Source organism: Streptomyces sp. NBC_01233 (genome assembly GCF_035989305.1).
Classification (GTDB): Bacteria; Actinomycetota; Actinomycetes; order Streptomycetales; family Streptomycetaceae; genus Streptomyces.
Window position 1 is genome coordinate 9,203,861 of record NZ_CP108514.1, and the last position, 25,377, is coordinate 9,229,237.

Here is a 25,377-nt window from a genome sequence, read left to right on the forward strand (position 1 = left end):
GTGCGGGCGGGGCGACGGGCTCAGTCATGCGGTGCCGCGCCGTGCTCGTCGATCAGCGCCGCCAGCCGGTCGAGCCCGTCCTCGATCCGGTCGGGGTCCAAGGAGCTGCACGACAGCCGCAGTTGGCGCCCGGCCCGCTCCTGGTCGCTGAAGTGGCGCATCGGCGTGAAGAGCACCCCGTGCCGGACGGCGGCCTCCTCGACCAGGGCGTCGGTCACCGGGAACGGCACGTCGAGCACGACGAAGAAGCCGCCCGCGGGGGTGATCCACCGGATCCCGGGCACCCGGGCGAACCGCCGGTGCAGCCCCTGGAGCAGACAGCGCAGGTTGCGCCGGTAGACGTCGATCTGGCGGCGGTTGGCCTCCAGCAGGCTGCCGCCGTGCTCCAGCAGCATGCCGCCGACCAGCGCCTGCGTGACCGGCGAGGTGTTGACGGTCAGCATGCTCTTGGCCCGGGCCAGCTCGTCGGCCAGCAGCGCCGGGCCGCCCGCCCCCGTGACCCGCTGGTCTGCGACGGCGAAGCCCACCCGGGCGCCGGGGAAGCAGGTCTTGGCCAGCGAGCCCAGGTAGACGACCCGTTGCCCGGTGTCGAGGGCCTTCAGCGTCGGCGGCCGGGAGCCGTCCGCCACCCGGAAGTACCCGTACGGGTTGTCCTCCAGCAGCAGCACGTCCTCCTGCTCCGCGACCTCCAGCAGCTCCCGGCGCGTCCCCGTACCCAGGGAGTGGCCGCTCGGGTTGGAGAAGTCCGGCACCAGGTACAGCGCCCGGGGCCGCTCCCCGGCCGCGCGGACCTCGCGGATCCGCTCGCGCACCTGCTCCGGACGCACCCCGCGGGGGCCCTCGGGCACCGACCGCACCGGGAGGTCCAGCAGCCGGGCCGCGCCCGTCAGCCCGACGTACGTCGGGTCCAGGGCCAGCACCACGTCGCGCGGGCCGGCCTTCAGGGCGCGCAGCACGAGCCACAGCGCCTCCTGCGCGCCCACCGTGACCAGGACGGCCTCCGGGTCGCAGACGATGCCCTCGTCCCGTTCGAGGTGACGGGCGATCAGCTCGTGCACGACGCCCTTGGTGCGGCCGTACTGGAACAGCTCCCGCCGCACCCCGGCCTCGTCGTAGCCCTTGTCCGCGGTGAGGTGGTGGATGTACGTGTCGAGGTAGCGGTGCAGGTCGGACGAGTCGAAGAAGTCCTCCGTCGGCCGCCCGGGGGCGAAGGAGACCGCCTCGGGGAACCGTCCCGCGATCTCGTTGAGGAAGGTCATGGACAGCAGCGCCGGGTCCGCGAGGGACGCGTGCAGATCGGCCCGGTCCAGGGCCACGGCCGTGAGGGTCACCGGCCCGCCCCCAGCGTCGTCAGCCAGGGTGCGTCGGCGGGGGTGCCGCAGCCCGACAGCTCCAGGGCGGAGCGCAGTTCGGCCGCCAGCAGCCCCAGTACCCGGGACACGCCCTCCGTGCCGTCCGCGGCCAGGCCCCACAGGACGGGGCGGCCCAGCAGCACCCCGTCCGCGCCGAGCGCCAGGGCCTTCAGGACGTCGGTCCCGCCGCGGATCCCGCTGTCCAGCAGCAGCCGGCAGGACGGCGGGACCGCCTCCCGGACCGCGGGCAGCATGTCCGCGCTGGCGACAGCGCCGTCGAGCTGGCGGCCGCCGTGGTTGGAGACGACGACGGCGTCCGCACCGGCCGCGGTCGCGGTCGCGGCGTCACCCGGATCGAGGATCCCCTTGACGATCAGAGGCAGTTTCGTCTGCTCCCGCAGCCGGGCCAGGTCGTCCCAGCCCAGGGCGCGGGCGAAGGACTCGGCGGTGTGCTCCGCCACCGCGCACGTCCCGGCCCGGCGCTCGGCGGCCCGGCGGGTCGTGGCAGGGTCCAGGTGCGCGGCCGCCACGCCCGCCGGCAGGGCGAAGCCGTTGCGCAGGTCGCGCAGGCGCCGGCCCATCGAGGGGACGTCGACCGTGACCATCACCGCGGCGCAGCCCGCGTCCTCGGCGCGCCGCACCAGCTCGGCGGTGAGCCCCGGGTCCCGCTGGCAGTACAGCTGGAACCAGGTGACCCCGCCCAGCGCCGTGACCTCCTCCACCGGCACGCTGCTCAGCGTGCTCAGGGTGAACGGCACCCCGGCGGCCGCCGCGGCGCGGGCCGTGGCCAGCTCGCCCTCGGGGTGGAGCAGCCGCTGGTAGGCCATCGGCGCGACCGCCACGGGCAGGGCCGCCCGGCCGCCCGGGAGTTCGGCCGAGGTGTCGAGGGCCCCGGGACCCGACAGGACGCGGGGGACGAGGCGGATCCGGTCCAGGGCGGCCCGGTTGGCGGCCAGGGTCAGCTCCTCGCCGCTGCCGCCCGCGATGAAGTCCCAGACCTCCGGGGGCAGGGCCCGGCGGGCGGGACCGGCGAAGTCCTCCAGCCGGACCGGGACCGGTGCGGTGTCGTGACCGGCGCTCACCGCAGGACCTCTCCGGCGCCCAGCCGCTCGGCCTCGACGGCCTCGTAGAGGGCCTTGATGTTGCCGTTGCCGAAGGTGCGGGCGCCGAACCGCTCGATCACCTCGTGGAAGAGGGTGCGGCGCGGGTGGGTGGAGCGGGTGAAGATCTGGAAGAGCTGCCCGTCGTGGTCCTCGTCGACCAGGACGCTGATGCGCTGGAGCTCCTGCGTGGAGTGCCGGGCCAGGTCGAGCCGGTCCGCGAGCATCGTGTAGTAGGTGTCGGGGACGCTCAGGAACTCCACGCCGCGCTCGCGCAGCGCCCCGACCGCCCGGACGACGTTCCGGGAGGCGAAGGCGATGTGCTGGACGCCCGCGCCGCCGTGCTCGGCGAGGAACCGGTCGATCTGCCCCGGCTCGCGGGAGGTGTCGGGCTCGATCAGGGTCAGGGTGACCTCGCCGGAGGCGCTCTGCACCACCTTGGAGTTCATGGCCTGCGCGCCGACCCGGATGAGCTCCTGGAAGATCATGCGGAAGCCGAGGACGCGGGTGTAGAACTCCACGGTCCGGGCGAGCTGTCCGGCGGGCAGGCAGACCGCGAAGTGGTCCAGCTCCTCCAGGAGTTCGCCGTCCGCGTCGGGTGCGGTGGCGTCCGGCAGCGGGGTGAAGCCCGGGGGCAGCCCGGCCGGGTCCGGCTCGACGAGGGTGTGCACGACGTCGCCGAACCCGGCGATCATGGCCCGGGTGCGGCCGTCGGGGTCCCGGCGCGGCACGGCCAGGGGGACCGCGCCGCGGGAGACCGCCTCGTCGAAGACGGCGGCCACGTCGGGCACGCTCAGCGCGATGTCGGCGACGCCGTCGCCGTGGGCCAGGACGTAGGCGGCGCCCGGGTGGTGCGGCGAGCGGGCCTGGGTGAGGACGAGGGAGATCCGGCCCTGGCGCAGGAGCAGGGACTCCGCGTCGGCGGACGCGGCGCGGGCGACCGCACGGAAACCGAAGCGGCCGGTCATCTCGGCCGCCGCCGACGCGAGGTCGGCGACGTAGGACTCGACGTGGCTGATGCCGAAGGCGGGGGTGAAGGTCATGGAACTGCCGTTCGTCATGGGGCCGCCGTCCCTCGCGGGGCGGCGGATTCGGAGAGGGCGGGGGCGGGGGCCGCTGCGGCCCCGGTCGTCAGAGAGGTGATCCGGGCGGGCAGGCCCCGCCACACCTCCGGGGTGTAGAAGTGGCCGCCGGGCAGGACGTCGTGGCGGAACGGGCCGTCGGTCAGCGCCGCCCAGCGCGGACCCACGTCCTCGCCGATGACCGGGTCCGCGTCCCCGGAGAAGACCTGGAGCGGGACGCCGGTCCGGGCACCGGGGGTGTGGGTGAAGGTGTCCCGGGCGGCCAGGTCGGCCCGCATCAGCTCCACGGCCATCTCGGTCAGCTCGGGCTCTTCGAGGACGTGCTCGGGCAGCAGGCCGTGGGTGCTCATCCAGCCGAGCAGCTCGTCGTCGCGCTGTCCCTGGGCCAGGAACCGGTCCCGGTCGGTGACCCCGCGGTCCGGGGCGTTGCAGGCGGAGACGACCAGGGCGCGCGGCGGGGGCGCGCCCGCCGCGGCGAGCCGCACGGTGACGTCGAAGGCCATCCAGCCGCCCATGCTGTGCCCGAACAGGACGTACGGGCCCTGCCCGGCCACCGCCGCGACCCCCGCGGCGGCGTCCGTCGCGAGCTCGTCCCAGGTCCGGGCGAACTCCTCGGCGAACCGCCCCTCGCGCCCCGGATAGCAGACGGCCACCAGGCCGACGCCGTCCGGCAGGGCCGGGATCCAGTCGTGGAAGGTGGCGGTGCCCCCGCCGCAGAAGGCGAGGCAGACCAGAGTGGGCGCGCCCTCCCCGGTCTCCTTCAGACGCACCGCGGTGGTGTCGAGGAGGCTCACGAGACCTCCCCGGCGGCCAGGGCGTGCACCGACTGCGCGTGCCGGGCCAGGTCCGCGAGGACGGGGAAGCGGTAGACGTCCTTGGTCCGCAGCGCGATCCCGGCGTTCTTCTTCAGCCGGGACACCACGCGCAGCGCCAGCAGCGAATGGCCGCCGAGGGCGAAGAAGTTCGCCTCCGCGTCGACGCCGTCCCGGCCGAGGACCTCGGCCCACACGGTCGCGATCAGCTCCTCCAGCGGGCCCTCGGGGGCGCGTCCGGAGGACTCCGGCCCGGTTGCGGGGGCCGTCGGCAGCGGCGGCAGCGCCTCGGTGTCCACCTTGCCGTTCGGCGTCAGCGGGAGCGCGTCGACCGTGACGAAGACGGACGGGACGAAGTACGCGGGCAGCGCGGCCCCGCAGTGCCGGCTCAGCTCCGCGTCGGTCACCCGGGCCCCGGGAGCCAGTACGCAGTACGCCGCGAGGAGGGTGTCGCCGTCCGGCCCGGTCCGGGCCACGGCGACGGCCGCCTCCACCGCCGGGTGGCCGCGCAGCCGGTCCTCCAGCTCGCCCGGCTCCACCCGGAAGCCGCGGACCTTGAGCTGCCGGTCGGTGCGGCGCAGGAACTCCAGACCGGAGTCGGCCCGCCAGCGCACCAGGTCGCCCGTGCGGTACATCCGGCTGCCGTCGGTGGCGAAGGGGTCCGCGACGAACCGCGAGGCGGTCAGCCCGGGCCGGCCGACGTAGCCGACGGCCACGCCCGGACCGGCCAGGTAGAGCTCGCCCGTGGCGGCCGGCCGCAGCCCCTCGTCGAGGACCTGGGCGCGGACCCCGGCCAGCGGCTCGCCCAGGCGTGGGGCGGCCCCGGTGATCCGGGTCGCGGTGGCGTCGACGGTGCACTCGGTCGGGCCGTACAGGTTCCAGGCCTCCACGGCCGGGTCCTCGGCCAGCGCCCGCCACATCGCTGCCGGCACCGGCTCGCCGCCCAGCAGCAGCCGCAGCGGACGCCCGGGCCGCAGCCGCGGACCGGTCAGCTGCCAGTGCGAGGGGGTGCAGTCGAGGTCGGTCACGCCGTACGCGTCGAACAGCGCGTCCAGCCGGGCCGGGTCCGTACGGTCCTCGTCGTCCAGGACGACCAGAGTGTCGCCGCGGCACACGCGGACCCACTGCTGCACGGACGCGTCGAAGGACAGGCTGGCGTTCCAGGCGACCACGCGGTGGCCGGACGGGTAGACGCCCCGCTCTTCCAGGCCCGCGACGAGGGCGGCGACGCCGGCGTGAGTGACCTCCACGCCCTTGGGTAGTCCGCTGGAGCCCGAGGTGTGGATGACGTAGGCCGCGGTGGCCGGGTGCCCGGCACGGCCGGACGGCTCCGCGTCGGCCTGTGCGGCAGGCGCCGCCGTGTCCAGGGGCGCCGTGTGCGGGGCGGCCGTGTCCGGGTCCAGGACCGGCAGGCCCTCGGCCCACTCGGCCGCGGCCCCCGCCCGCGCGACCACCGCACGCAGCCCGGCGTCGGCCGCGATGTGCGCGAGCCGCTCCCCGGGGTACGCAGGGTCCAGCGGGACATAGGCCGCACCGGCCCGCCACACCGCCAGCGGGGCCACGGCCCAGCCCGTGCCCCGGGGCAGGCTCACACCGACCCGGTCGCCCGGGCGGACACCGAGCGCGCGCAGCGCCGCCGCCAGCCGGGCCGTGCGCCCGGCCAGCTCCTCGAAGGTCAGGGCACCGTCCGCGGCGTGCACCGCTGCCCGGCCGGGGAAGGTCCGCGCGGTCTCCAGGAACCGCTCCACCAGGTTCGCCGACTCAGCCACGGGACACCGCCGCCACGGTTCCGGCGCGGGGTGCGACGGTCGGGGCGCAGTCCGCCACCGCGACCGGGTCGCCCATGGCGACGACGATCCGCCGGTCGCCGCGGAAGGGGTCGCGGCCGTGCGCGGTCAGGACGTTGTCGACGATCAGCAGGTCCCCCGGCTGCCAGGCGCGGCGCACGGTGGCCCGCTCGTAGGCGGCGTTGACGGCCGCCAGGTCCGCCTCCGTCAGCGGGACGCCGTCACCGAGACCCGTGTCGAAGGGCAGCCCCCCGGGGCCGAGTTCGTCCAGCAGGACCTCGCGCAGCTCCTCGTCCAGCGAGAAGCGGTTCCAGAACGCCATGTGGTTGAACCAGACTTCGTCGCCGGTCCGCGGGTGGCGGACGATGCCCGGCCGCACCTGGCTGGTGCGCAGCGTGCCCTCTTCGTCCCAGGCGCAGGCGATGGCGTTCTCGGCGCAGTACGCCTCGACCTCCTCGCGGGTGGTGGCACCGAAGGCGGACTGCCAGGCGACCGAGAGGGTCTCCGAGTAGGTGCGGGTCAGGACCCAGCCGGAGGCGCGCATCCGCTCGACCAGAGCGGCGGGGAGCGAGCGCAGCACCTCGCGGCAGTCGGTGACGGGGGTCGCGCCGCCCTCCTCGGGGGCGGTCAGGCAGCCGAAGAGCAGCAGGCCGGGGAAGGTCAGCGTGTAGCTGTTCTCGTTGTGCGGGCGGATCGCCTGCGCGGCGGGCAGGTCGGTGGAGGAGAAGACGCCGGAGCCGAAGTCGCTGCGGGGGGTGGCCTTCTCGCGGTACGGCGTGGCCCGGCGGACCAGCTCGTCACGGACGACGGCGAAGTCGTCGACGCTGCGGACCGGCAGCCCGCTCACGTACACGGCGCCGAACCGGTCGAGTCCGGCGCGCAGTTCGGCGCGGTGCTCGGCGACCCAGTCCCGCGCGGCGGCCGCGTCGGCCAGCTCGGGGGCGCGGACGGTGGCCGGGGCGCCGGGCTCGGTGAGCCAGTCGAGGACGCCCGCGAAGGGGACGCCCGCGAAGGGGACGGCCTCGGCGGCGGTGGCCTCGGCGGCGGTGGCCGCTGCGGGGGTGGTCGGGTGCGGGCTCATGCGGCACCGCCCGCGGCCGGCGCCTGCGCGGCGTGACGGAGCTCCAGGGTGCAGCACTTGACGCTGCCGCCGCCCTTGAACAGTTCGGACAGGTCGACGCCGATCGGCGTGAAACCGCGCTCGGCAAGCCGGTCCGCGAGCCCGCGGGCGGCCTCGGCGAGCAGGACGTTCCGCCCGTCGGAGAGCGCGTTCAGCCCGAAGACCTCGGCGTCCTCCTTCGTGGCCAGCAGCGCGTCCGGGTACAGCTCGCGCAGCACCGCCTGCGACTCGGCCGAGAAGGCACCGGGGAAGTACATGATCTCGTCGTCGTCGAGCACGGCGAGGGCGGTGTCCAGGTGGTAGAAGCGCGGGTCGACCAGGGTCAGGCCCACCACCGGGGCGCCGAGCACCCGTTCGGCCTCGGCGTGCGAGGCCGGGTCGGTGCGGAAGCCGGTGCCCGCCAGGATCCGGGACCCGGCGACCAGGTAGTCGCCCTCGCCCTCGTTGACGTGCTCCGGGGCGACCACCTCGGCGTAGCCGTTGGCCTCGAACCAGGCCTGGTAGGCGGGGGCTTCGGCGGCGCGCTCGGGGTGGCGGAAACGGGCCATCAGGACGCGGTCGCCGAGCACGGTGGCACCGTTGGCCGAGTAGACCATGTCGGGCAGCCCCGGAACCGGGTCGATCAGGTCGACCGTGTGCCCGAGCTCCTGGTAGAGGGCGTACAGCCGCTCCCACTGCAGGACGGCCAGGTCGGTGTCGGTCGGCTTGGCCGGGTCCATCCAGGGGTTGATGCGGTAGTCGACGGTGAAGTGGGACGGGCGGCACATCAGGTAGTGCCGGGGACGGGCGGTGCGCTGGACGGTCATCGGCTCAGACCTCCCCGAGGGCGGCGACCAGACCGGCCGGACGCAGATCGGTCCAGGTCTTCTCGATGTGGTCCAGGCAGTCCTGGCGACCGGCCGGGCCGTGGGTGGCCGTCCAGCCGGCGGGCACCTCGATCGAGGCGGGCCACAGGGAGTGCTGGTTCTCCTGGTTGACGAGGACGAAGTAGGTGGCTTCGTCGTCCTCGAAGGGGTTGGTCACGGGTGCTCCTGTCACGTCGTGGTGGTGGGGATCGCGCCGGGTCGCGCGAGGCTGGTGGATTCGGTGGCGAGGTGCCAGCCGTGGAAGGGGGAGGGAGGCGCGAGCACGCGGCGGCAGATGGCCAGGGCGGCCTCCGCGGCGGTCGTCCCGGGCGTGGCCACGGTGAAGAGTCCGAGGTCCACGCCGTGCGGACCGCTCCGCACGCTGATGTGCTCCAGTCGCTCCCCCGGGCGGGCCGCGCCCCAGAGCAGGCGGAGCAGGCGGCCGTCGTCCGCGGGACCGGGGCCGGGCGCGGGCGGGACGAGAGAGACGAGGGTCAGCTCCACGCGCCCGAGTCAGTCCCAGATGAGGCCGTACGTGACCGCGCCCGGGGCGGCCGGGAGGGGCGCCGAGGCCGCTCGGACGGTGGCGGCCCCGGCCGTGTCCGCACCGGACGGCCCGCCGGCGGTGAGCGCGAGCGCGGCGATGGCGACGGCCGCGGCGACGGCCGCGGCGACGGCCACGGCAGCGGTGCGGACCGGACGGACGGCGGTGTGGACGCGAGAAGTCATGGAGGTGCCCTCATCGGGAGTGGGGAAGGGGTGCCGAGCGGCACACCTCCATCCTGGCCAAGGTGTTGACCTGGTGGAACGGGTTCGGGGGTGGCGGAAGCGGCCAGGACGCTTTGGGACAGCCGCCCCCGGCCGGGCCCCCGCCGGCAGCCGACCGGAGCCACGTTGACGCGCGTAGAGGGCGTGTTTATGTCATGTAGATCTCCGGCAGGCAGGCTGCTCGCAGATCGACGGGGGCGACCGCATGCGAAGAGGGGAACCGATGTCCGTGACGCTCGACCTGGAGGAGCTCGACCAGACGGTGTACGAGGAGGTGCTGGCCCGGCCCGAACTGGTCCTGGTCGAACTTGCCGCCCGGCTCGGGGTGGAGCCCGACCGGGTCCGCGACTGCCTCGACCGGCTTTTCGCGCTGCGCCTGGTCCAGGCGTCCTTCGAGACGCCCGGCCGCTTCACCGTCGTCGACCCGGTCCTCGGGATGCAGCGGCTCTTGGACCAGCAGCACGAGGAACTGGTGCGCCGGCACCGCCAGGCCGCGGGCCACCAGCAGGCTCTGGTCCGGATCCTCGCGGGCGCCGGCTCCGGCGGCCGCCCGGCCGAGGGCGTCGAGCGGCTGGCCGGACTCGACGCCGTGCAGCGGCGGTTGGAGCGCCTGGCGCTGGAGGCCAGGACCGAGGTGCTGACCTTCATGCCGGGCGGTCCCCAGTCCGCGGCCGCGCTGGAGGCCGCCGAACGCAACGACGCCCTCGTGCTCGGCCGCGGCGTCGCCATCCGCACCATCGGGCTGGACCTCGTACGGGAGGATCCGGGCACCCTGCGTTACAGCCGGGCGCTGCTCGCGGGCGGCGGGGCCTTCCGTACGGTCGCCGCGCTGACGACCCGGATGGTGCTGGTCGACCGGACCCACGGCCTCGTTCCCATCGACCCGGCGGACAGCCGCCAGGGCGCGCTGTTCCTCTCCGCGCCCGGCATGATCGCCCCGCTGGTCGCGCTCTTCGAGCGGGAGTGGGGCGCGGCCGTACCGCTGGGCGCGGATCCGTCGGAGGCGGTGTACGTACCCACTGAGCAGGAGCGCTCCCTGCTGGGCCTGCTGGCCGAGGGCCACACCGACGAATCCGCCGCCGGACAGCTGCACATCTCGGCCCGCACCGCCCGGCGGATCATGGCCTCGCTGATCGAACGGCTGGGCGCCCGCAGCCGGTTCGAGGCGGGGCTGCGCGCGGCCCGCCTCGGATGGGTGTGACCCGGACGCGGTCCCTCCCCTCTGCCGCGCGGGCCTGGCCGGGCCGCCGCCGCGACCCATTCCGACGGCATGGTCATATGAACCGCTTAGGATGACGCTCCGTACATCGGCGGGCCAGGACAACTGGGGACCAACCGCCGTGTGGAGCTGTGCGCGCGCACAGGGGGAACTCGTGAAATTCTTCGTGCTCGGATCCGTGGGCGTGTCCCACGGGGGACCGGTGCTGACCGGTGGACCGCCGCAGCAGCAGGCTACCCTCGCGGTCCTGGTGCTCCGCGCGGGCCATGTCGTGCCGCTGCACGAACTGACCGCCGCGGTCTGGGGGGAGTCCGCCCCGGGCTCCGCGGTGATGATCCTGCGGACCTACGTCTGGCGGCTGCGGAAGCTGCTGGAGGGCGGGGAGTCCGGGAAGACCGGGGCCCAGATCCTGGAGTCCGCGAACGACGGCTACCGGCTCGCGGTGCCGCCGGGCTCGGTCGACGCCGTACGGGCCGAGGAGCTGGCCGCGAAGGCCGCGCGCGCCCACGCGGCCGGGGAGTTGGAGGTCTGCGCCGAAGCCCTGGCCGAGGCCGGGTCCCTGTGGCGGGGCGAGCCACTGGCCGGGGTGCCGGGGCCGTTCGCCGAGAGCCAGCGCTCGCGCTTGGCGGAGCTGCGGCTGCACCTGCTGGAGGAGCGCCTCGGGGTGGACCTGCTGCTCGGGCGGCACGAGCGGGCCGTCCCCGAGCTCACCGCCCTCATCCGCGAGGAGCCGCTGCGGGAGCGCCCGTACGGGCTCCTGATGCGCGCGCTGTACGCCGCGGGGCGGCAGGGCGACGCCCTCGCCGTCTTCGGCCGGGCCCGCGAGGTGCTGGCCGACGAACTCGGCCTGGACCCGGGCCCGGACCTCCGCTTCCTGCACGCCCGCATCCTGTCGGGCGACCCGGCCCTCCTCCCCGCCCCCGCATCCCCGGCCCCCGGCCGCGAGGACAAGCCGCCCGCACGGCTCCCGGCCGCGCCCTCCGGCGCCGCGCCGACGGCACCCGCAGGAGCGCACGGTGTCGCCCCGGGCGGCGCACCGGCTTCCGGCGGCGCGCCCGCGGGACCCGAGGGGTTCCCGGCGGCGTCCGCCGGGGCTGCCGGGGCACCGGCCGGGTTCGCGGGAGCGCCCGCCGCCGGGCCGGCGGGGGCGTACGGCATCGGTCCGGCCGGGGTGCCGGGGACCGCTGTGGCGGGGGCGCACGGGCCCGGGGCCGCGGCAGCCACCGGGGTCCCCACGGTTCCCGAGGCCTTCGGGGCTCCGCGGGTCGGGGACCCGGGAGCCGACCATGCCGGGATGCAGGACGGGGCCCGGGCCGCGGTGTCCGGGGCTGCCGTAGCGCCTGACCTCGCGCAGGGGCAGGGCGCGGCCGCGGCCGGGTACGTCCGGCCCGCCCAGCTCCCGGCCGACATCGCCGACTTCAGCGGCCGTGCCGCCGAACTCGCCGCCCTCACCGGCGTCCTGAGCGACCCGGCCCGCACCGCCCTGGCCGTCGCCGCCGTGAGCGGGATGGGCGGCATCGGCAAGAGCGCCCTGGCCCTGCGGGTCGCGCACCACGTCAAGGACGCCTACCCCGACGGCCAGCTCTACGCCGACCTCCGCGGCACCGGCAGCGAACCCGCCGACCCCGGCACCGTCCTGGCCAGCCTGCTCGGCGCCCTCGGCGTGCCCCGCCGTGAGGTGCCGCCCTCGACGGAGGACCGCGCCCGGCTCTTCCGTACCGTCCTGGACGGCCGCCGGCTGCTCCTGCTGCTCGACGACGCCCGGGACACCGCCCAGGTCAAACCGCTGCTCCCGGGCGCCGCGGGCTGCGCCGTGGTCGTCACCAGCCGGGCCCGCCTGGGCGGGCTGCTGTCGGGACGCCACGTCCAGCTCGCGGAGTTCACCCCGGCGGAGGCGCTCGGGCTGCTGTGCCAGATCGTCGGCGCCGACCGGGTGGACCGGGAGGAGGAGGCAGCGGCCGCGCTGGTCGAGGCCTGTGCCCGGCTGCCGCTGGCGGTCCGCATCGTCGCCGCCCGCCTCGCCGCCCGGCCCGGATGGACCGTCGCGCACCTGGTGGCCCGCCTCGCCGACGAGCGGCGCCGGCTGACCGAACTGCGGGCCGACGACCTGGCCGTCGCCGCCGTCTTCGAGCTGGGCCACCGCCAGCTGACCGGGCCCCAGGCGAGCGTGTTCCGCCGGCTCGCCCCCGTCTCCCGGCCCGGCATCGGGCTCGCCGCGGCGGCCGCCGCCCTGGACCTGGCCGAGCCGGAGGCCGAGGAGCTGCTCGAAGCCCTGGTGGACGCCGCCCTGCTCGAATCACCGGAGCCGGGCCGCTACCGCCACCACGAGCTGGGCCGGGACTTCGCGCTCAACCTGCCCGCCCCGGCCGGTGAGCCCGGCCCGCCGGTGCAGCACCGCCTCCTGCACCACCTGCTGGGCATGGCGGCCGAGGCTTTCCAGTGGATGATCCCCGGGGACCCGGTGCACCGCTCGATCGTCGCGGCGGCCGCCGAACCGGGGGAGGGACGGCTCGCGGACCTGACCGAGGCCCGCGACTGGGTCGTCGCGGAGTTCGACTGCGCGCTGCACGCCGTCCAGCTCGTGGTGCGGCGGCCGGACGCCGCGGACACGGAGCAGCTGACGATGGCCGCCGACCTGCTGGTCGCGCTCAGCTCGTTCGGGCAGGACATCCCGTACGCGCGGATCACCGCGACCGCCGCCGAACTGGCCCGGGCCGCGACGCTGCGCGGCAACGACCGCGCGGCCGGGCGCGCCCACTTCCTCACCGGGAACGCGGCGCTCCAGGCCACCGATCTGGGCCGGGCCCGCGCCGCCTCCGAGCTGGCCGTGCGGGCGTGCCGCCGGGCGGGCGACCGGGCGATCCTGCAGCAGGCGTACAACGACCTCGGCGTGATCGCCCAGTTCGAGCACCGCTTCGGCGAGGCGGCCGAGTGCTTCGACGAGGCGCTCGTCCTGGCGCGGGAGCAGGGCCACCGCTCGGGCGCCCTGACGATCACCCTCAACGCCGCCCTGGCCCGCGTCCGCGGCGGCCGGGCGGCCGAGGCGCTGCCCGCGTGCGAGGAGGCCCTGGAGGCGCTGCGGGAGATGGGCGACCACCACGGGGTCGCCCACGCGCTGTGCGTGCGCGGGCAGGCCCTGCACGAGCTCGGCCGGCTGGAGGAGGCGCTGGCCGCGTACGAGGAGTGCCTCGACCTGTGCGACGCGGTCCGGATCCCGGGCCAGCGCGCGCAGGCCGACTACCGCTGCGCCCGGACGCTGAGCGACCTCCGCCGGACCCGGGAGGCGCTGGAGGCCTCCGCCCGGGCCGTGGCCCATCTGCGCACGGTGCCGGGCCGGGGCCGGGACCGCGGCTATGCCCTGCTCATCCACGCCGGGGTCTGCCTGGCGGCGGGCCGGCGCGAGGAGGGGCTGAGGCACGCGGGCGAGGCGCTGGAGGTGTTCGAGCGGGCGGGCCTCCCGGAGGCCGAGGAGGCCCGCACCCTGCTGGAAACGGGCGTGGCGGTCAGGCCCGGCTGTTGAACTCGTTGTGGTCCGAGCGCGGGCGGGGCCCGGTGGCGTCGTCGGCCGAGACGCTCGTGGCGCGGTCCGCGGTGAGGACGGGGGCGCCGGCGGTGGCACCGACGGCGAGCAGCGCGACGAGCGCGGCGGGGACGAGGAGGGCCAGACGGCGCGTGACGGACGTGCGGATGTGCGGCACGGTGGATCCTGTCTGTTGGTCCAGGTGCCGTGTGCGGCCCCTGGCTGGCTTGCGGGCGGTTCTGCCGAGGAGACTCGCAGCCGTCCATCTACGTTTCATATACGCCGGCGGCCGCCTCCTGCAGCGGCGGCGGAATCATGAAGTCCGGATGTACGGCGGATGGATCTCCGGCCACCTCGCGCCTTCGCCAGAGCGGTGCCGCCGGGGCAGCGACCGCGAGGAGGGCGCCGGGGCGATGGCAGAGTGCGAGGAGGGGCTCACGGCCGAAGTTCCTCTACGGTGTCCCCCCACGCGAGGCCCCGGATCGACGCGGCCGCGGCCCCGCGGACCTGACGGGTGGCAGGTGACCACGTCCAGCCCATGGTTCGAAGCCCGGCACTGCTCCCAGATGCCAGAAGGTTCACGCGACGCCCGAGCACGCCCCTCACTTGCTGTTCTCCTACGGCACCCTGCAGTCCGGTCAGGTTCCACCGGCCCGGTTCGGGCAACTCCTCGAAGGGAGCCCTGATGCGCTGCCCGGGTACAGGACGACGTACGTCAAGATCACCGACCCGGGGACGTGATCGCGGCAAGTGGGCCCGCGCTGCCGGTGGACCTGCCTGATTCATCACGGGCGAACTGTGCGTATCGGCCGGCTCCGGGACCCGCTGCACGATCCCGGAGCCTGGCGATCAAGCCGGCCACCGCACACGCCGGGGAACGGCTGGAGGAACGGCCTCCGGCCTGCGACTGTGAGGACTGCAAAGCCCGGCTCCAAGTGGGGCTCACGACCCGGACGGCCGCTGGCGACTCTCCCGGACGGCCCGTCCAGCGCGTCGGCGGCTTCTAGAGGGCGGCCTGGCGCGCCACGCGGTAGCGGAGGTAGACGACTTTCGAGCCGAAGGTGCGGGTCTCGACGAGTTCGAGATCCACCTGGCGCTCGTTCCGGGGAAAGAACGGAATGCCACCGCCGACCAGTACCGGGTAGACCACGGCCTGGTACTCGTCGATCAGATCCAGCGCGGCCGCCTCGGCGGCGAGGGTCGCGCCGCCGATCGCGATGTCGCCCTCCTCCGACTCGGCTCGCAACCGCTCGATCTCCTCCGCCAGGCCGCCGGAGGCCAGGCGGGCATTGCCCTGCACCGTCGACAGCGTCGTGGAGAACACCACCTTCGGGAGCGGCTTCCAGAGCGAGGTCCACTCCAGCTCGGGGTCGCCGAGCGATGGATCCTGGTCGGCGGTCTCCCAGTACAGCATCGTCTCGTAGAGCCGTCGTCCCATCAGGTGGACGCCGACCTCTCGGATCTCGTCGATCCAGAAGCGGAAGACCTGCTCGTCGGGCGTCGTCCAGTCGAAGCCGCCGTCCGGCCCGACGATGTAGCCGTCAAGGGAAACATTCATCGAGTAGGTCACGCTGCGCATCAGAAGTCCTCCTCGGGTACAGGATTCGACCCTACGGCCGCCTGACGCCGCAGGACTCGTCACGGCTCGCAGGACGGCCTCAGATCTCCCCGCCCTAGCCGAAGAAGGCGCATGACCCTCCGCAACCGGGGAGAGCCCAGCGGGTTCGCCTCGATCGGCGCCGCCGCGATGGCGGCGGCCATGCGCCGCGCGCAGCGCAAGGACCTGGCAGCCCTCAAGGCGCTCCTGGAAACGCGCCGCTGAACGCCGGCCTCACTTGGGCGGAAGCGTGGCGGCGAAAGCCGTGGCCGTCGTGATCCAGTGGTCCAGCACGGCATCCTCCGCCAGGGCGGGGCCGCTCACCGTCACCCAGCCCCGCATCGGACGCCCGGTGAAGTCCATGGGGCGCGCCTCGGGGCGGGCGAGGGCCCGCTCGGTTCCCTCGGGGCCCACGCGGGCGATGAGCTCGTCGCCGGCCACGCCCACCGTCATATTGCCGTGCAGCAGGAAGGTGAGTCCGCCGAACATCCGCTTCTCGGTGAGGTCGGGCCGATCACCGAGCCGCTCGCGGATCCGCTGGGCCAGCCCTTCGTCGTACGTCACGGATTCACTGTCCTGCGCCGAGCGGTCGCCCGCACGCCGGGCCCGTCACCGGGATGCCGCCACGCGAATGTGAGCGTCGAGGCGAGCGGTCAGCCCCTCTCCGTCCTCTGCCGCTGAGGGGCCGCGTGCCGTGCCGCCGGATTGGCGAGGGCGTGGCGGGGGTCGGTGGCGCGGGTGATGGCGGACTCGACACAGGCGATGCGGTCCGCCAGCAGGCCGAGGGCGGCGACCGCGCGGGTGAGCGGGTCGCCGTCGGGGCCGCCGAGGGTCTGCGCGCGTACGTAGACGCTCTTGATCGCGGTCCAGCGTGCGGACTGCTCCGGTGTGAGGACGGAGCGGAGGTCGGCGAGCTTGAGGAGGTTGGCCTCGGCGCCGGTGGTGAGGGTCTGGGCCTCGCCGGTGTAGTGGTCCTCGATCACCGCGGCCAGCTCGGCGTCGTTCATGACGGGATCGATCCGGGCGGCGATCTTGTTCATGTTGCGGTACGAGTCCTGGAGCAGGAAGGGCGGCTCGGTGCGGGCTTCCTCGCTCTGGGCGGCGGAGGCGATGTAGGCGGCGTTCACCGCGAGGACGGTGTCCCGTGCGGTCAGCAGGTGCCGCAGCACGGCGAGCACCCTCTCCAGCTCCGCCGGGGCGTACGGGTGGGCCAGTCGGTCGGCGCGGGCCGTCGGGTCTGCGGTAGCGAGGCGCAGCAGCAGGTCGAGGTCGGCGCGGTCGCGGCCGGCGAGGGGGGCGAGGATCGGGTTGGAGGTGAGGGCGTTCTCTACGAAGCTGGTGGCGAAGGCCGCCTCCTTGCCGGTCAGGACGTCGCCGAGGTTCCAGACGTCGGCGCGGTTGGCGAGCATGTCGGGGATGCGGAAGCGGTGGCCGGACTCGGTGTACGGGTTGCCGGCCATACAGACGGCGAACCGCTTGCCGCGCAGGTCGTAGGTGCGTGCCTCACCGTTCCAGACGCCTTCCATGCGGCGGGTGGCGTCGCACAGTGAGATGAACTTCTGGAGCAGTTCCGGCGAGGTGTGCTGGATGTCGTCGAGGTACAGCAGGGTGTTGCCGCCGGCCTCCAGCGCAAAGTTGATCTTCTCGACTTCTCGGCGGGCGGTGGCGTTCGGCGCTTCGGCCGGGTCGAGCGAGGTGACCGTGTGTCCGAGCGCCGGGCCGTCCACTTTGACCAGGACCAGGCCGAGGCGGTCGGCCACGTACTCCAGGAGGGTCGTCTTGCCGTAGCCGGGCGGGGAGATGAGCAGCAGGAGGCCGTTGCTGTCGGTGCGCTTGGTCTCGCCCGTGGTGCCGAGCTGTTTGGCGAGGTTGTCGCCGATGAGGGGCAGGAACACCTCGTCGAGGAGGCGGCCCCGGACGAAGGAGGACATGACTTTGGGCCGGTAGTCGTCCAGTCGGAGCCGTGCGCGTTCGGTGGTGACCAGAGCCGTGCGTCGGCGCTGGTAGTCGCGGAAGCCGGGCATGGCTGCGGTGGAGAACATCCTCGTACGAGCGAGGAGTTCGTCGATCCGTAGGGTGAGGGACCGGCCGGTGATGCGTGGGTGGCGGCCGAGGAGGCCGTCGGCGGTCCCGGTCAAGGGGGCGTCCGACTCGTAGCGGTCGAGGTGCGGGCAGAGCTCGACGGCCACGGCCTCGGCGAGGTCCCCGGGGGCGAGGGGTTCTCCGGTCGCGGCGGCGTACGAGGTGAGCCAGGCCTCGGCGAGCTGGCGCCGGTCAGCCAGGGCGGGCAGTGCGGCGAGGTCTTCGTCGAAGGCGGATGTGCCGACGGCGCGGCGGAACTTCTCCAGCAGAGTGCGGGCGCCCGTGCTCGTGACGAAGCCGCCCCGGCCGCCGGCCAGTTCCTCGAAGAGGTACTCGGCGGCAAGGGTGCCGTCGGGGCCTTCGATGGCGGCCGCCAGTTCGGCCCGGAACTCGGCGATCGCGGGCGGTGCTCCGAACGCGTCCCGGATACGGGCGAGTGAGGTGGCACGACGGGTCCAGGTGGCGCGCTCCTCGGCGGTCGTCCGGTGGGCCCAGAACAGCTGGGCCTCGGCGCGGGCCGCGGGCGGGTAGCGCAGCAGGCCCGCCGATTCGTGCAGGCGCAGCAGGACGGTCAGGATGGCGGTGGCGTCGTGGTCGTGGACCCCGCGCTCGTAGCCTTCGTCGTACGCGGCTTCGGCGGCGCGCCGGACGAGGGCCGGGAGGTCGGCTCCGGCGAGGGCGGCCGGTCCGTGCTCGGTCAGCAGGCGTGCGGCGAGGTACTCGGCGCGGTAGACATCGGCGTTCTCGGAGGGCAGTGACTGACTCCAGTAGGCGCGCGTGGCCGCGAACTCCGGATCGGTGACCGGGGAGCGGTAGTCGGTGCCGGTGAGGGCGAAGGCCAGGGTGTCGCCCTGCGGGACCAGGGTGAGGTCCAGCGGCTGGGTGTTGACCGCGAAGCGGTGGCGGCCGAGCCGGATCGTCCTGCCGCCGTCCGCGTAGAGCTCGGTGCGGTCGCGCAGTGCGCGGCCGGCCTCCTGCCGCGCGGCCTTGATCCGGCCGTCGAGCTCTTCGGCGCGGGTCCCCTCGCCCAGTTCCCGCAGTTCATCGGCCGTGCGGCGGACCTTGGCGACCATCGGGTCGGAGGCGAAGAAGGTACTGACGGCGTCGGTGTCGGCGAGGGTGGCCGCCCGGCGGGCGACGGTCTCCAGGACCCGGGCGGCGGAGTCGGCCAGCTGCTCGGCGCGCCGGGCCCGGGCGTCCTGCAGGGTCTGCTTGCGGGCGGAGAATGCGTCGTGGACCTCGGTGCGCTTGGCCGCCAGTTCGGCGAGGAAACCGTCGCTCTCCGCGAACCGCGACTCCAGGTCCTCCAGCCGCAGCAGGAGCCGGGACAACTGCTCGTCGCACCCCTGCGGGCTGTCCGCGACGGCGAGCGCCCCGGTGACCGCCTGGCCCAGCAGGGCGGTCTCGGCGGCGAACTCGGCCCGCCCCTCGTGCGCGCGCAGTTCCCGGCGGCGGGCGTCGAGGGTGGCGCGGGCCCGGTTGACGCCGCCGAGGACCTCGGCGATCCGCTCCAGAATCGACGTGCGGACGGTGGCGTCTGCGATGTCGAGTCCGGCGACGACCTCGGTGACGGTTTCCAGGCTTTCGCTCTGCCCGTCGAGGAGTGCGGCGAGCGGAGCCGCCTCGGCGGTGGTGGCGATCGCGGCGGCCTCGGCGGTGAGCCGGCCGGTCTCCTCGTGGTAGGTGGCGAAGGCGTCCTCGCGCGCGAGGAAGGCCACGGCCCGGCCGGCGAAGGAGGCGATGTCCGCCTCGGTCTCGGCGGCCAGCTCGTCGATGCGGTCCGTGTCCGCGTACCGCAGCTCCTTGAGGGTGAGGAGGTGCCCGTGGGCGCGGCGCAGTTCGGTCAGGCGGTCCACCCAGTCGCCGGTGCTGCGGGGCGCCTCGCCGCGCAGGCGCCGTACGAGCGAGGCGGTCCGTTCCGCTGCCCCGGTCAGCGCGTCGGCGGCCTGCCGGGTCAGGGCCTGTACGGTCTCGAACTCGGCCAGCACCTGTTCGGCGGTGGCACGGACCTCGCCCAGGGGCGTGAGCAGGTCCCCGAGGTCGGGGTCCTCCAGCCAGTGGTACTGGTCGGCGGCCCGGAGGCAGGCGGCGACGAGGGTCTCGTACCCGGCGGTGGTCTGGTTGGTCCCGGAAGCCGTGGCGGCGACGGAGAGGCAGTCCGAGATGCCGCGGACGAGGTCGGCGTTCCCGACGCGGGCCAGCGCGCCGGTGCCGACGGGCCGGGACGCGGCGTAGGTGTCGGAGACGTACGGGGAACTCCAGCGCTGGACCGGGTGCACCCGGGCGGGCTCGTCGGAGTCCGCGCGCAGCACCAGCAGCCCGCCGTCCTCGAAGAGGGCGTGGCCGTTGCAGGAGATGGGGGCGGCGATCTCCTTGCGGATGACGTTGTACGGGAGCAGCAGGCTGCGGCCCTCCGACCGGGCGTGGAAGGCGTACAGCACGTCCTCGCCGTTGGGGGAGCGCACCGTCCGCTCGTACTCCAGCCCTTCGGTGGGGGTGTCGAAGGTCTTGGAGACGCCGGAGGCCAGGCAGTAGCCGCCGGGGAACACGATTCCCTGGTCCTCGGGCAGCCGACGGGCGGCCCGGCCGATGCCGTCGAGGCGTACGACGGTCCTGGTCACGGTATTGAAGACCAGGTGGCGCCGGGCTTCCTCCTTGTACGGGCGCACGCGCAGCAGGACCAGCGGCCCGACGCGCGCGTACTCGATGTCCGCGTCGGCGAGGGACTGGAGGGGTTCGTCGACGGGCTCGGAGTGGATCCCCCCGCCCGTCTCGGTGTCGTCCTCGGTCTTGACGGTGAGCGTGCCGCCGACCGTGGCGACGAAGACCTCGCCGCCGACGGACGCGTGCGGGTGGCGGCCCAGGACGTGGTCCTCGCGGGTCGTCGCCGTCCACTCGAAGTCATGGGAGGGCGGAAGGACGTGATCGCGCTCGCCCCGGCCGTCCAGGAACGTCGCCGACCCGTCGTCCTCCAGGACCCAGCGCAGGACCCGGATGTCCTCGCCCGTCTCGCCGGTCCGGAAGACGGCCAGCAGCTTCCCGTCGACGAGGCGGAGCTGGAGCAGGCGGGTCGCACGGTAGTAGCGGTGGAGGGCGGCGAACTCCCGGAGGAAGCCGGGGTCGTCGAGCAGGCCGGGTACGGCGCCCTCGGGCAGTCGCTCCAGGTCGCGGCCGTGCAGGGCGAAGACATCGGCCACGTCGGTCTCGGGCTTCAGGCCGGGGAGGGAAGCGTGGTAGCCGAAGAGCAGGCGGTCCCCGACGGCCACGATGTCGCGCGGGGTGCAGGTGTGCTCGGTGCGGATGCGCTCGGTGGCTGCGAGGGTCAGCCCGGTGGAGCCGAACTCCCCGGCACGGCGGGTGTTGAGCGCCTCGGCCCGCCGAGCCAGCTCACCGGCCTGCGCGGCGAGCCGGTCGCGCAGCACCTCGTAGGTGCCCGCGTCCACGGAGGACGTGCTGGTCATGATGTGGCTCCCTGCGGCTGCGTACGGGGTCTTCGGCGTGCTCGGGTGGTGCACCGGGCCGGGGCCGCCGAGGGGTGCGCGGCGGCCCCGGAGGTGCGGAGGTACGAGAGATCCGGATCAGGCCTTGACCGAGCCGACCCGGCCGGCGCCCAACTTTGCGAGGGGCATGTCGGCCAAGCCCAACTGCCCCGCCTTGTCCAGCAGCTCGCCGAGCTGCCCGGACTGGGCACCACCGCCCTGCATCAGCTTCATCAGCAGCGCGGACACGGTCAGGTTCTGCACGTCCGAGGTCGAGACCGAGCCGAGGACCCGCGTGACGTCCTCCGTGAAGTCGGACGTACCGTCCAGCCAGGGCTTCGCGAGCGCCTGCGCCGTGTCGGAGTGCCGAACGAAGGCGTCGATGCCCTTGCCGAGCGAGATCGAGGAGACGAGACGGTCGAAGAAGACGGAGTCGCCGCCGACGATGTTGATGTCGGCCTTCTCCAGCCCGGCCGCGACCACCATGGCCTGAGCCTCGGCGACCTGCCGCTGGACGTCGAGACCGGCCAGCCGGACCTCCTTCTCGGCCGCCAGCCGCAGCCGGTACTCCTCGTGCCCGCGGGAAGCCTCGTCCAGCGCGGCCATCGCGGCGGCCTTCTCCGTCAGACCCGCGGCCTCCGCCTTCAGCTTCTCCCCGATCACCGCCGCGTCGGCGCTCGCCTGCGCCCGGGTGCCTTCGGCCTGCGCCTTCAGCCGGGCCTCGGTGGCGCGTGCTTCCGCCAGCCCGGTCTTCTCGATCGCGTCCGCTTCCTTCTCCCGGACCTGTACGGCGGCCAGTCCGGGCGCCGCCGTCTCCGCCTGGACGCCCTCCGCGAGGCGGAGTTTGGCCCGGGCGTCGAGATCGGCGGTCTTCACCCGGGCCTCGGCCAGGGTCAGCTGCTCGGCGGCCCGGTGCACGGCCGCGGCCTCCGCCGCTTCGGCTGCCTTGATGTCCTTGACCAGGCGCTCCTGGGCCTCCGCCTCGGCGGCGATGACGACCGTCTGGCGGTGGCGTTCGGCCTCCTCCACGGCACGTAGCTTCTTGATCGACTCCTCCTGCTCCGCGACCGTACGGTCCACCGCGACCCGCTCGCGCACGACCTCGGCGATGTCCCGCTTCTCGGTCTCGACCTCCTTGTCGGCGGCGATCCGCGTCAGCTGCGTCTCCCGCTCCCGGGCGATGACCTCCAGCTGCCGGTCCTTCTCGATGCGCTCGCTCTCGACGGCGATGACCCGCTCGCGGTTCTTCGCCGCGACCGCCACCTCACGCGCCTGGTTCTCGCGCTGGACGCCGAGCTGCTCCTCCGTCCGCAGGAAGGCACTCTGGGCGCGCAGCCGCTCCTCCTCGACGACCTTGGCGGTCTCCGCCTCCTCCTTGGCCCGTACGGTCTCGATCTCGCGCCGCTGCCTGATCTCGGCGTCGGCCTGGCGGCGCTCCAGCTCCAGGATCGCCTCGCGGGCGTCGACGTTCTGCCGGGTGATCTCCTTCTCCTCCGTGCGCTGGAACTCGTTCGTCCGCACGTGCTCGATGGCGGTCAGCTCTGTGATCTTCCGGATGCCCTGGGCGTCGAGGATGTTCGCGCTGTCGAGCTGGCTCAGCGGCGTCTGCTCCAGGTAGTCGATCGCCGCGTCCTCCAGGCTGTAGCCGTTGAGGTCGGTCCCGATGACGGCGATGATCCGGTCGCGGAACTCGTCGCGCTTGGTGTAGAGATCGGCGAAGTCGAGCTGTTTGCCGACGGTCTTCAGCGCCTCGGAGAACTTCGCGTTGAACAGCTCCTGGAGCGTGTCCTTGTCGCTCGCCCGCTGGGTGCCGATGGCCTGGGCGACCTTGATGACGTCCTCGACCGTCTTGTTGACGCGGACGAAGAAGGAGATGCGGATGTCCGCGCGGATGTTGTCCTGACAGATGAGACCGTCGCGGCCGGTGCGGCTGATGTCGATGGTCTTCACCGAGATGTCCATGACCTCGGCCTTGTGCAGGACGGGCAGGACGACCTGCCCGGTGAAGGTCACGTCTACCTTCCGCATCTTCGAGACGATCAGCGCCTTGCCCTGTTCGACCTTGCGGAACAGGCGGCTGACGACGAGGAGCACGGCGAGCGCGATGAGCAGGACAACGGCAACGAGCACGCCGATGCCCAGGGAGATGGCATCCATGGTGAAGTCCTTGCGGAGAAGGTGAAATGAGGAGCGTGGCGGCGGCGGGGCTCAGCCGACGGTGCGCGGATCGAGTGCGCTGTCGTACGGGGCGACCCAGAAGAACTCGCCCGGTTCGTCATACGCGTAGAGCAGCCCCGGGCTGCCGAGGGGCATGGGGTCGGAGCCGGCTTGGCGCACCTGGACCACGGCGGTCGACCCGTCGTCCGCGGTCACCTCGGCCTGCCCGAACCGTGTGTCCACGCGGCCGGTTCGGATCGTCGCGACGCGGCCGATGAAGTCCTGCCGGGATGGCTGCGGATCGTCGGGTTGGAACAGCAGGCGCAGCGGGCGTACGAGGGCGCCGGTGACGGAGCGGGCCACGAGGAGCGACACGACCAGCAGGACCAGGGCGCTGCCGCCGCCGAGACCGAGGCGGTCGAGCAGGACGGTGCCGGCGAGACCGGCGAACCAGGCGACCGCGACGAACAGCGAGGCCGGGACAGCCAGAGGGACACCGGGAGTCCCGAGTGCCGAGGCTCCGACGGCCGAGTCCAGCGCGTCGTGCTCGACGCCGCCGCACAGCACGAGCAGCCAGAAGCCGAAGACAACGGCCAGGGCGATCGTGAAGATGCCCGTGGGGAAGCCGAGCGCGGCGTCGGTGAACTCGCTCATCCTGTTCCCCTCCCGTTGTAGGTGCCTGTGGCGCGGGGCGGCGGCGCGTGAATACGTTCCGCTTCCGGATCCCGGCAGCTCGGCCGTTCCCCCTGATTCCCCTTGCCCGATCCTGCCCGGCCTGCGGGCGCGTTCGCATTGCCGTGGCCCGGCAGTCTTTACGCGTTCTTGATGCCGAGCGGATCTCGTCGGGCACAGGGTGCCCGCGAGGCTGTACGCCCGGAGCATTTGGAGTTAGCGTGTAACTAATGTTAGCCACTAACGGAATGAGTGATGGGATGAACGCTCCGACAGTCGTAGTGGTCGGGGCCGGGCCGACCGGACTCGCGACGGCGGTAGGGCTCCGGCTCGCAGGCGTCTCCGTACGGCTGCTGGACAAGGCCCCCGGGCCCGCGGCGACCTCACGGGCCCTGGGTTTGCAGCCGCGCGGAGCAGAGGTGCTCGACCGCCTCGGGGCTCTCGCGGATCTCCCCGAGCAGTCGGTACGGATCGGGCAGGTCCTCACTCACGTCGACGGCAAACCACTCGCGCGCCTCCGCGTGGGGCAGCCGACGAAGCTGGTGACGCGGCCCGGCCTTCTCATGTCGCAGTCCGACGTCGAGTCCCGGCTCCGCGCACGCCTCGCCGCCCTCGGTGTCGACGTCGAATGGGGCTGCGAGCTCCTCGATGCGAGCCAGGACGGTGAACGGGTTTCGCTCCGCCTCGCGGGCCGGGAGATCCACGCCGACTGGCTGGTGGGCTGCGACGGCGCGCACAGCCGTGTCCGCAAGGCCGCCGGAATCGCGTTCCCGGGGGTGCCCGTGGTCGAGCGCTTCCTCCTGGCCGACGTGACGGCCCGGTTGCCCGTGCCCAGGGACACGGTGGCGGTCTGGCTGCGCGGCGACCGCATGCTCGGAGCCTTCCCGCTCCCCGGCGAGGACCTGTGGCGGCTGATGGCCCCCGCACCCGCCGGAGCCGCCGACGATCCGCTGCCCGTCCTGTGCGACCTGCTTGCCCAGGAGGCCGACATCCCCTCCTCGGTCGTCCGCAACGCCCACTGGACGTCCACCTTCAAGATCCACCGTCGCCTGGCCTCCACCTACCGGCAGGGCCGGATGCTGCTCGCCGGCGACGCGGCCCACATTCACAGCCCCTTCGGCGGGCAAGGAATGAACACGGGCCTCGGCGACGCCGAGAACTTGGCATGGAAGCTCGCCCTGGTCACGACCGGCCGCGCCGGGGGGAGCCTGCTCGACACCTACGAGGCGGAGCGCAGACCGGCGGCGGCGGACGTACTCAAGTCCACCAGCGCCATGACCGGCATGATCCTGGGACGGACCTGGTGGGCGAGGACGCTGCGCGACCACGCCTTCGTGCCGCTGCTCGGCCGGCCCCGCGTACAGCGACTGCTCTGGGAGAAGTCCTCCCAGCTGACCCTGACCTACCGGACCGGTCCCCTCGGCGGCAGCGCACCGTACAGCCGCGGCCTCCGCCCGGGAGACCGCGTTCCGGACCTCACCTGCACCCGTGCGGACGGCACGCCCACCCGGCTCTACGGGGAACTGCCCGCCCGCTGGGGCCTGCTGAATCCGGGCGGCCGGACGACGGGGGAGTGGGAGGCCGTCGCAGACCGCCACCTCGGAGCAGGATCCGTCGCCGCCCTCCGGGTGCCCGGCGCTCACCGGGGCAACACAGCCCTGGTACGGCCCGACGGCCATCTCGCCTGGCAGGGAACTTCCCCATCAGCCCTCGGCAAGACGCTCACGCGCATACTCGTGAACGGCAGGCAGTGACCACGGCAGGCGCCCCGGAGGCCGCAGATCC

Annotated in this window: 21 protein-coding genes; 5 read left to right on the forward strand and 16 right to left on the reverse strand. The window is 74.0% G+C overall.

The features are described from left to right. Positions 1–20: 20 nt before the first annotated feature. Genes OG332_RS42630 through OG332_RS42675 form a run of 10 tightly spaced genes read right to left on the reverse strand, consistent with a single transcriptional unit; the run spans position 21 to position 8,827 of the window. On the reverse strand, positions 21–1,331 hold the full coding sequence (locus OG332_RS42630; protein WP_327418469.1) for an aminotransferase-like domain-containing protein: 1,311 nt from the start codon (positions 1,329–1,331) through the stop codon (positions 21–23). Continuing rightward, on the reverse strand, positions 1,328–2,434 hold the full coding sequence (locus OG332_RS42635) for an alpha-hydroxy acid oxidase (protein WP_442816301.1): 1,107 nt from the start codon (positions 2,432–2,434) through the stop codon (positions 1,328–1,330). Before OG332_RS42635 ends, OG332_RS42630 begins: the two co-directional genes overlap by 4 nt. Next, the gene (gene hppD, locus OG332_RS42640; RefSeq protein ID WP_327418470.1) at positions 2,431–3,513 is read right to left on the reverse strand and encodes a 4-hydroxyphenylpyruvate dioxygenase; all 1,083 of its coding nucleotides are present in this window, start codon (positions 3,511–3,513) and stop codon (positions 2,431–2,433) included. The genes OG332_RS42635 and hppD overlap by 4 nt, the downstream gene beginning before the upstream one ends. After that, positions 3,510–4,328 (reverse strand): thioesterase II family protein, encoded by an 819-nt coding sequence (locus OG332_RS42645; protein ID WP_327418471.1) that lies wholly within the window; start codon positions 4,326–4,328, stop codon positions 3,510–3,512. Before OG332_RS42645 ends, hppD begins: the two co-directional genes overlap by 4 nt. Then, positions 4,325–6,115: a non-ribosomal peptide synthetase gene (locus OG332_RS42650; protein ID WP_327418472.1), complete on the reverse strand. Its 1,791-nt coding sequence runs from the start codon at positions 6,113–6,115 to the stop codon at positions 4,325–4,327. Before OG332_RS42650 ends, OG332_RS42645 begins: the two co-directional genes overlap by 4 nt. Beyond that, positions 6,108–7,214, reverse strand: a complete 1,107-nt coding sequence (locus OG332_RS42655; protein ID WP_327418473.1) for a TauD/TfdA family dioxygenase — start codon at positions 7,212–7,214, stop codon at positions 6,108–6,110. Before OG332_RS42655 ends, OG332_RS42650 begins: the two co-directional genes overlap by 8 nt. Beyond that, positions 7,211–8,059 carry a dimethylargininase gene (gene ddaH / locus OG332_RS42660; RefSeq protein WP_327418474.1) on the reverse strand — a complete coding sequence of 283 codons (849 nt, stop codon included), beginning with the start codon at positions 8,057–8,059 and terminating at the stop codon, positions 7,211–7,213. The genes OG332_RS42655 and ddaH overlap by 4 nt, the downstream gene beginning before the upstream one ends. 4 nt (positions 8,060–8,063) lie before the next feature. Further along, on the reverse strand, positions 8,064–8,276 hold the full coding sequence (locus OG332_RS42665; protein ID WP_030157721.1) for an MbtH family protein: 213 nt from the start codon (positions 8,274–8,276) through the stop codon (positions 8,064–8,066). Positions 8,277–8,287: 11 nt separating this feature from the next. Continuing rightward, positions 8,288–8,602, reverse strand: a complete 315-nt coding sequence (locus OG332_RS42670; RefSeq protein ID WP_327418475.1) for a hypothetical protein — start codon at positions 8,600–8,602, stop codon at positions 8,288–8,290. Between the two features lie 9 nt (positions 8,603–8,611). Next, on the reverse strand, positions 8,612–8,827 hold the full coding sequence (locus OG332_RS42675) for a hypothetical protein (protein ID WP_327418476.1): 216 nt from the start codon (positions 8,825–8,827) through the stop codon (positions 8,612–8,614). 262 nt (positions 8,828–9,089) lie between these two features. Between OG332_RS42675 and OG332_RS42680 the strand changes: the two genes are divergently transcribed. Beyond that, complete coding sequence (locus OG332_RS42680) at positions 9,090–10,067, forward strand: helix-turn-helix transcriptional regulator (protein WP_327418477.1); 978 nt, start codon at positions 9,090–9,092, stop codon at positions 10,065–10,067. Positions 10,068–10,239: 172 nt separating this feature from the next. After that, positions 10,240–13,605 carry an AfsR/SARP family transcriptional regulator gene (locus OG332_RS42685; RefSeq protein WP_327418478.1) on the forward strand — a complete coding sequence of 1,122 codons (3,366 nt, stop codon included), beginning with the start codon at positions 10,240–10,242 and terminating at the stop codon, positions 13,603–13,605. Here OG332_RS42685 and OG332_RS42690 read toward each other — a convergent pair. Next, on the reverse strand, positions 13,589–13,783 hold the full coding sequence (locus tag OG332_RS42690; protein ID WP_327418479.1) for a hypothetical protein: 195 nt from the start codon (positions 13,781–13,783) through the stop codon (positions 13,589–13,591). The genes OG332_RS42685 and OG332_RS42690 overlap by 17 nt on opposite strands. A gap of 428 nt (positions 13,784–14,211) precedes the next feature. Here OG332_RS42690 and OG332_RS42695 point away from each other — a divergent pair, with 428 nt between their 5' ends. Beyond that, on the forward strand, positions 14,212–14,346 hold the full coding sequence (locus OG332_RS42695; protein ID WP_327418480.1) for a hypothetical protein: 135 nt from the start codon (positions 14,212–14,214) through the stop codon (positions 14,344–14,346). Positions 14,347–14,608: 262 nt separating this feature from the next. Here OG332_RS42695 and OG332_RS42700 read toward each other — a convergent pair whose 3' ends face one another. Further along, entirely contained in the window at positions 14,609–15,184 is a 576-nt protein-coding gene (locus OG332_RS42700) for a dihydrofolate reductase family protein (RefSeq protein ID WP_327418481.1), read from the reverse strand. 111 nt (positions 15,185–15,295) lie between these two features. On the opposite strand from OG332_RS42700, the gene OG332_RS42705 reads away from it, so the two are divergent. Next, entirely contained in the window at positions 15,296–15,427 is a 132-nt protein-coding gene (locus OG332_RS42705) for a hypothetical protein (protein ID WP_327418482.1), read from the forward strand. Positions 15,428–15,436: 9 nt separating this feature from the next. Here the strand turns inward: OG332_RS42705 and OG332_RS42710 are convergent, their stop codons facing one another. The 4 genes from OG332_RS42710 to OG332_RS42725 form a co-directional block, all read right to left on the reverse strand. Beyond that, positions 15,437–15,766 carry a TfoX/Sxy family protein gene (locus OG332_RS42710; protein WP_327418483.1) on the reverse strand — a complete coding sequence of 110 codons (330 nt, stop codon included), beginning with the start codon at positions 15,764–15,766 and terminating at the stop codon, positions 15,437–15,439. Between the two features lie 89 nt (positions 15,767–15,855). Continuing rightward, entirely contained in the window at positions 15,856–20,745 is a 4,890-nt protein-coding gene (locus OG332_RS42715) for a DNA repair ATPase (RefSeq protein WP_327418484.1), read from the reverse strand. 117 nt (positions 20,746–20,862) lie between these two features. Continuing rightward, positions 20,863–22,920 (reverse strand): flotillin family protein, encoded by a 2,058-nt coding sequence (locus OG332_RS42720; protein ID WP_327418485.1) that lies wholly within the window; start codon positions 22,918–22,920, stop codon positions 20,863–20,865. Between the two features lie 51 nt (positions 22,921–22,971). Beyond that, on the reverse strand, positions 22,972–23,574 hold the full coding sequence (locus OG332_RS42725) for a hypothetical protein (RefSeq protein WP_327418486.1): 603 nt from the start codon (positions 23,572–23,574) through the stop codon (positions 22,972–22,974). A 278-nt stretch (positions 23,575–23,852) separates the two neighbouring features. Here OG332_RS42725 and OG332_RS42730 point away from each other — a divergent pair, with 278 nt between their 5' ends. Then, complete coding sequence (locus OG332_RS42730) at positions 23,853–25,346, forward strand: FAD-dependent oxidoreductase (protein WP_327418487.1); 1,494 nt, start codon at positions 23,853–23,855, stop codon at positions 25,344–25,346. Positions 25,347–25,377: the final 31 nt, after the last annotated feature.

What these genes read in the sequence shown, in the direction of transcription:
- hppD (WP_327418470.1), bottom strand. Translation starts at nt 3,513, where the DNA reads ATGACGAACGGCAGTTCCATGACCTTCACCCCCGCCTTCGGCATCAGC.
- OG332_RS42655 (WP_327418473.1), bottom strand. Translation starts at nt 7,214, where the DNA reads ATGAGCCCGCACCCGACCACCCCCGCAGCGGCCACCGCCGCCGAGGCC.
- ddaH (WP_327418474.1), bottom strand. Translation starts at nt 8,059, where the DNA reads ATGACCGTCCAGCGCACCGCCCGTCCCCGGCACTACCTGATGTGCCGC.
- OG332_RS42675 (WP_327418476.1), bottom strand. Translation starts at nt 8,827, where the DNA reads ATGACTTCTCGCGTCCACACCGCCGTCCGTCCGGTCCGCACCGCTGCC.
- OG332_RS42680 (WP_327418477.1), top strand. Translation starts at nt 9,090, where the DNA reads ATGTCCGTGACGCTCGACCTGGAGGAGCTCGACCAGACGGTGTACGAG.
- OG332_RS42700 (WP_327418481.1), bottom strand. Translation starts at nt 15,184, where the DNA reads ATGCGCAGCGTGACCTACTCGATGAATGTTTCCCTTGACGGCTACATC.
- OG332_RS42705 (WP_327418482.1), top strand. Translation starts at nt 15,296, where the DNA reads ATGACCCTCCGCAACCGGGGAGAGCCCAGCGGGTTCGCCTCGATCGGC.
- OG332_RS42715 (WP_327418484.1), bottom strand. Translation starts at nt 20,745, where the DNA reads ATGACCAGCACGTCCTCCGTGGACGCGGGCACCTACGAGGTGCTGCGC.
- OG332_RS42720 (WP_327418485.1), bottom strand. Translation starts at nt 22,920, where the DNA reads ATGGATGCCATCTCCCTGGGCATCGGCGTGCTCGTTGCCGTTGTCCTG.
- OG332_RS42725 (WP_327418486.1), bottom strand. Translation starts at nt 23,574, where the DNA reads ATGAGCGAGTTCACCGACGCCGCGCTCGGCTTCCCCACGGGCATCTTC.
- OG332_RS42730 (WP_327418487.1), top strand. Translation starts at nt 23,853, where the DNA reads ATGAACGCTCCGACAGTCGTAGTGGTCGGGGCCGGGCCGACCGGACTC.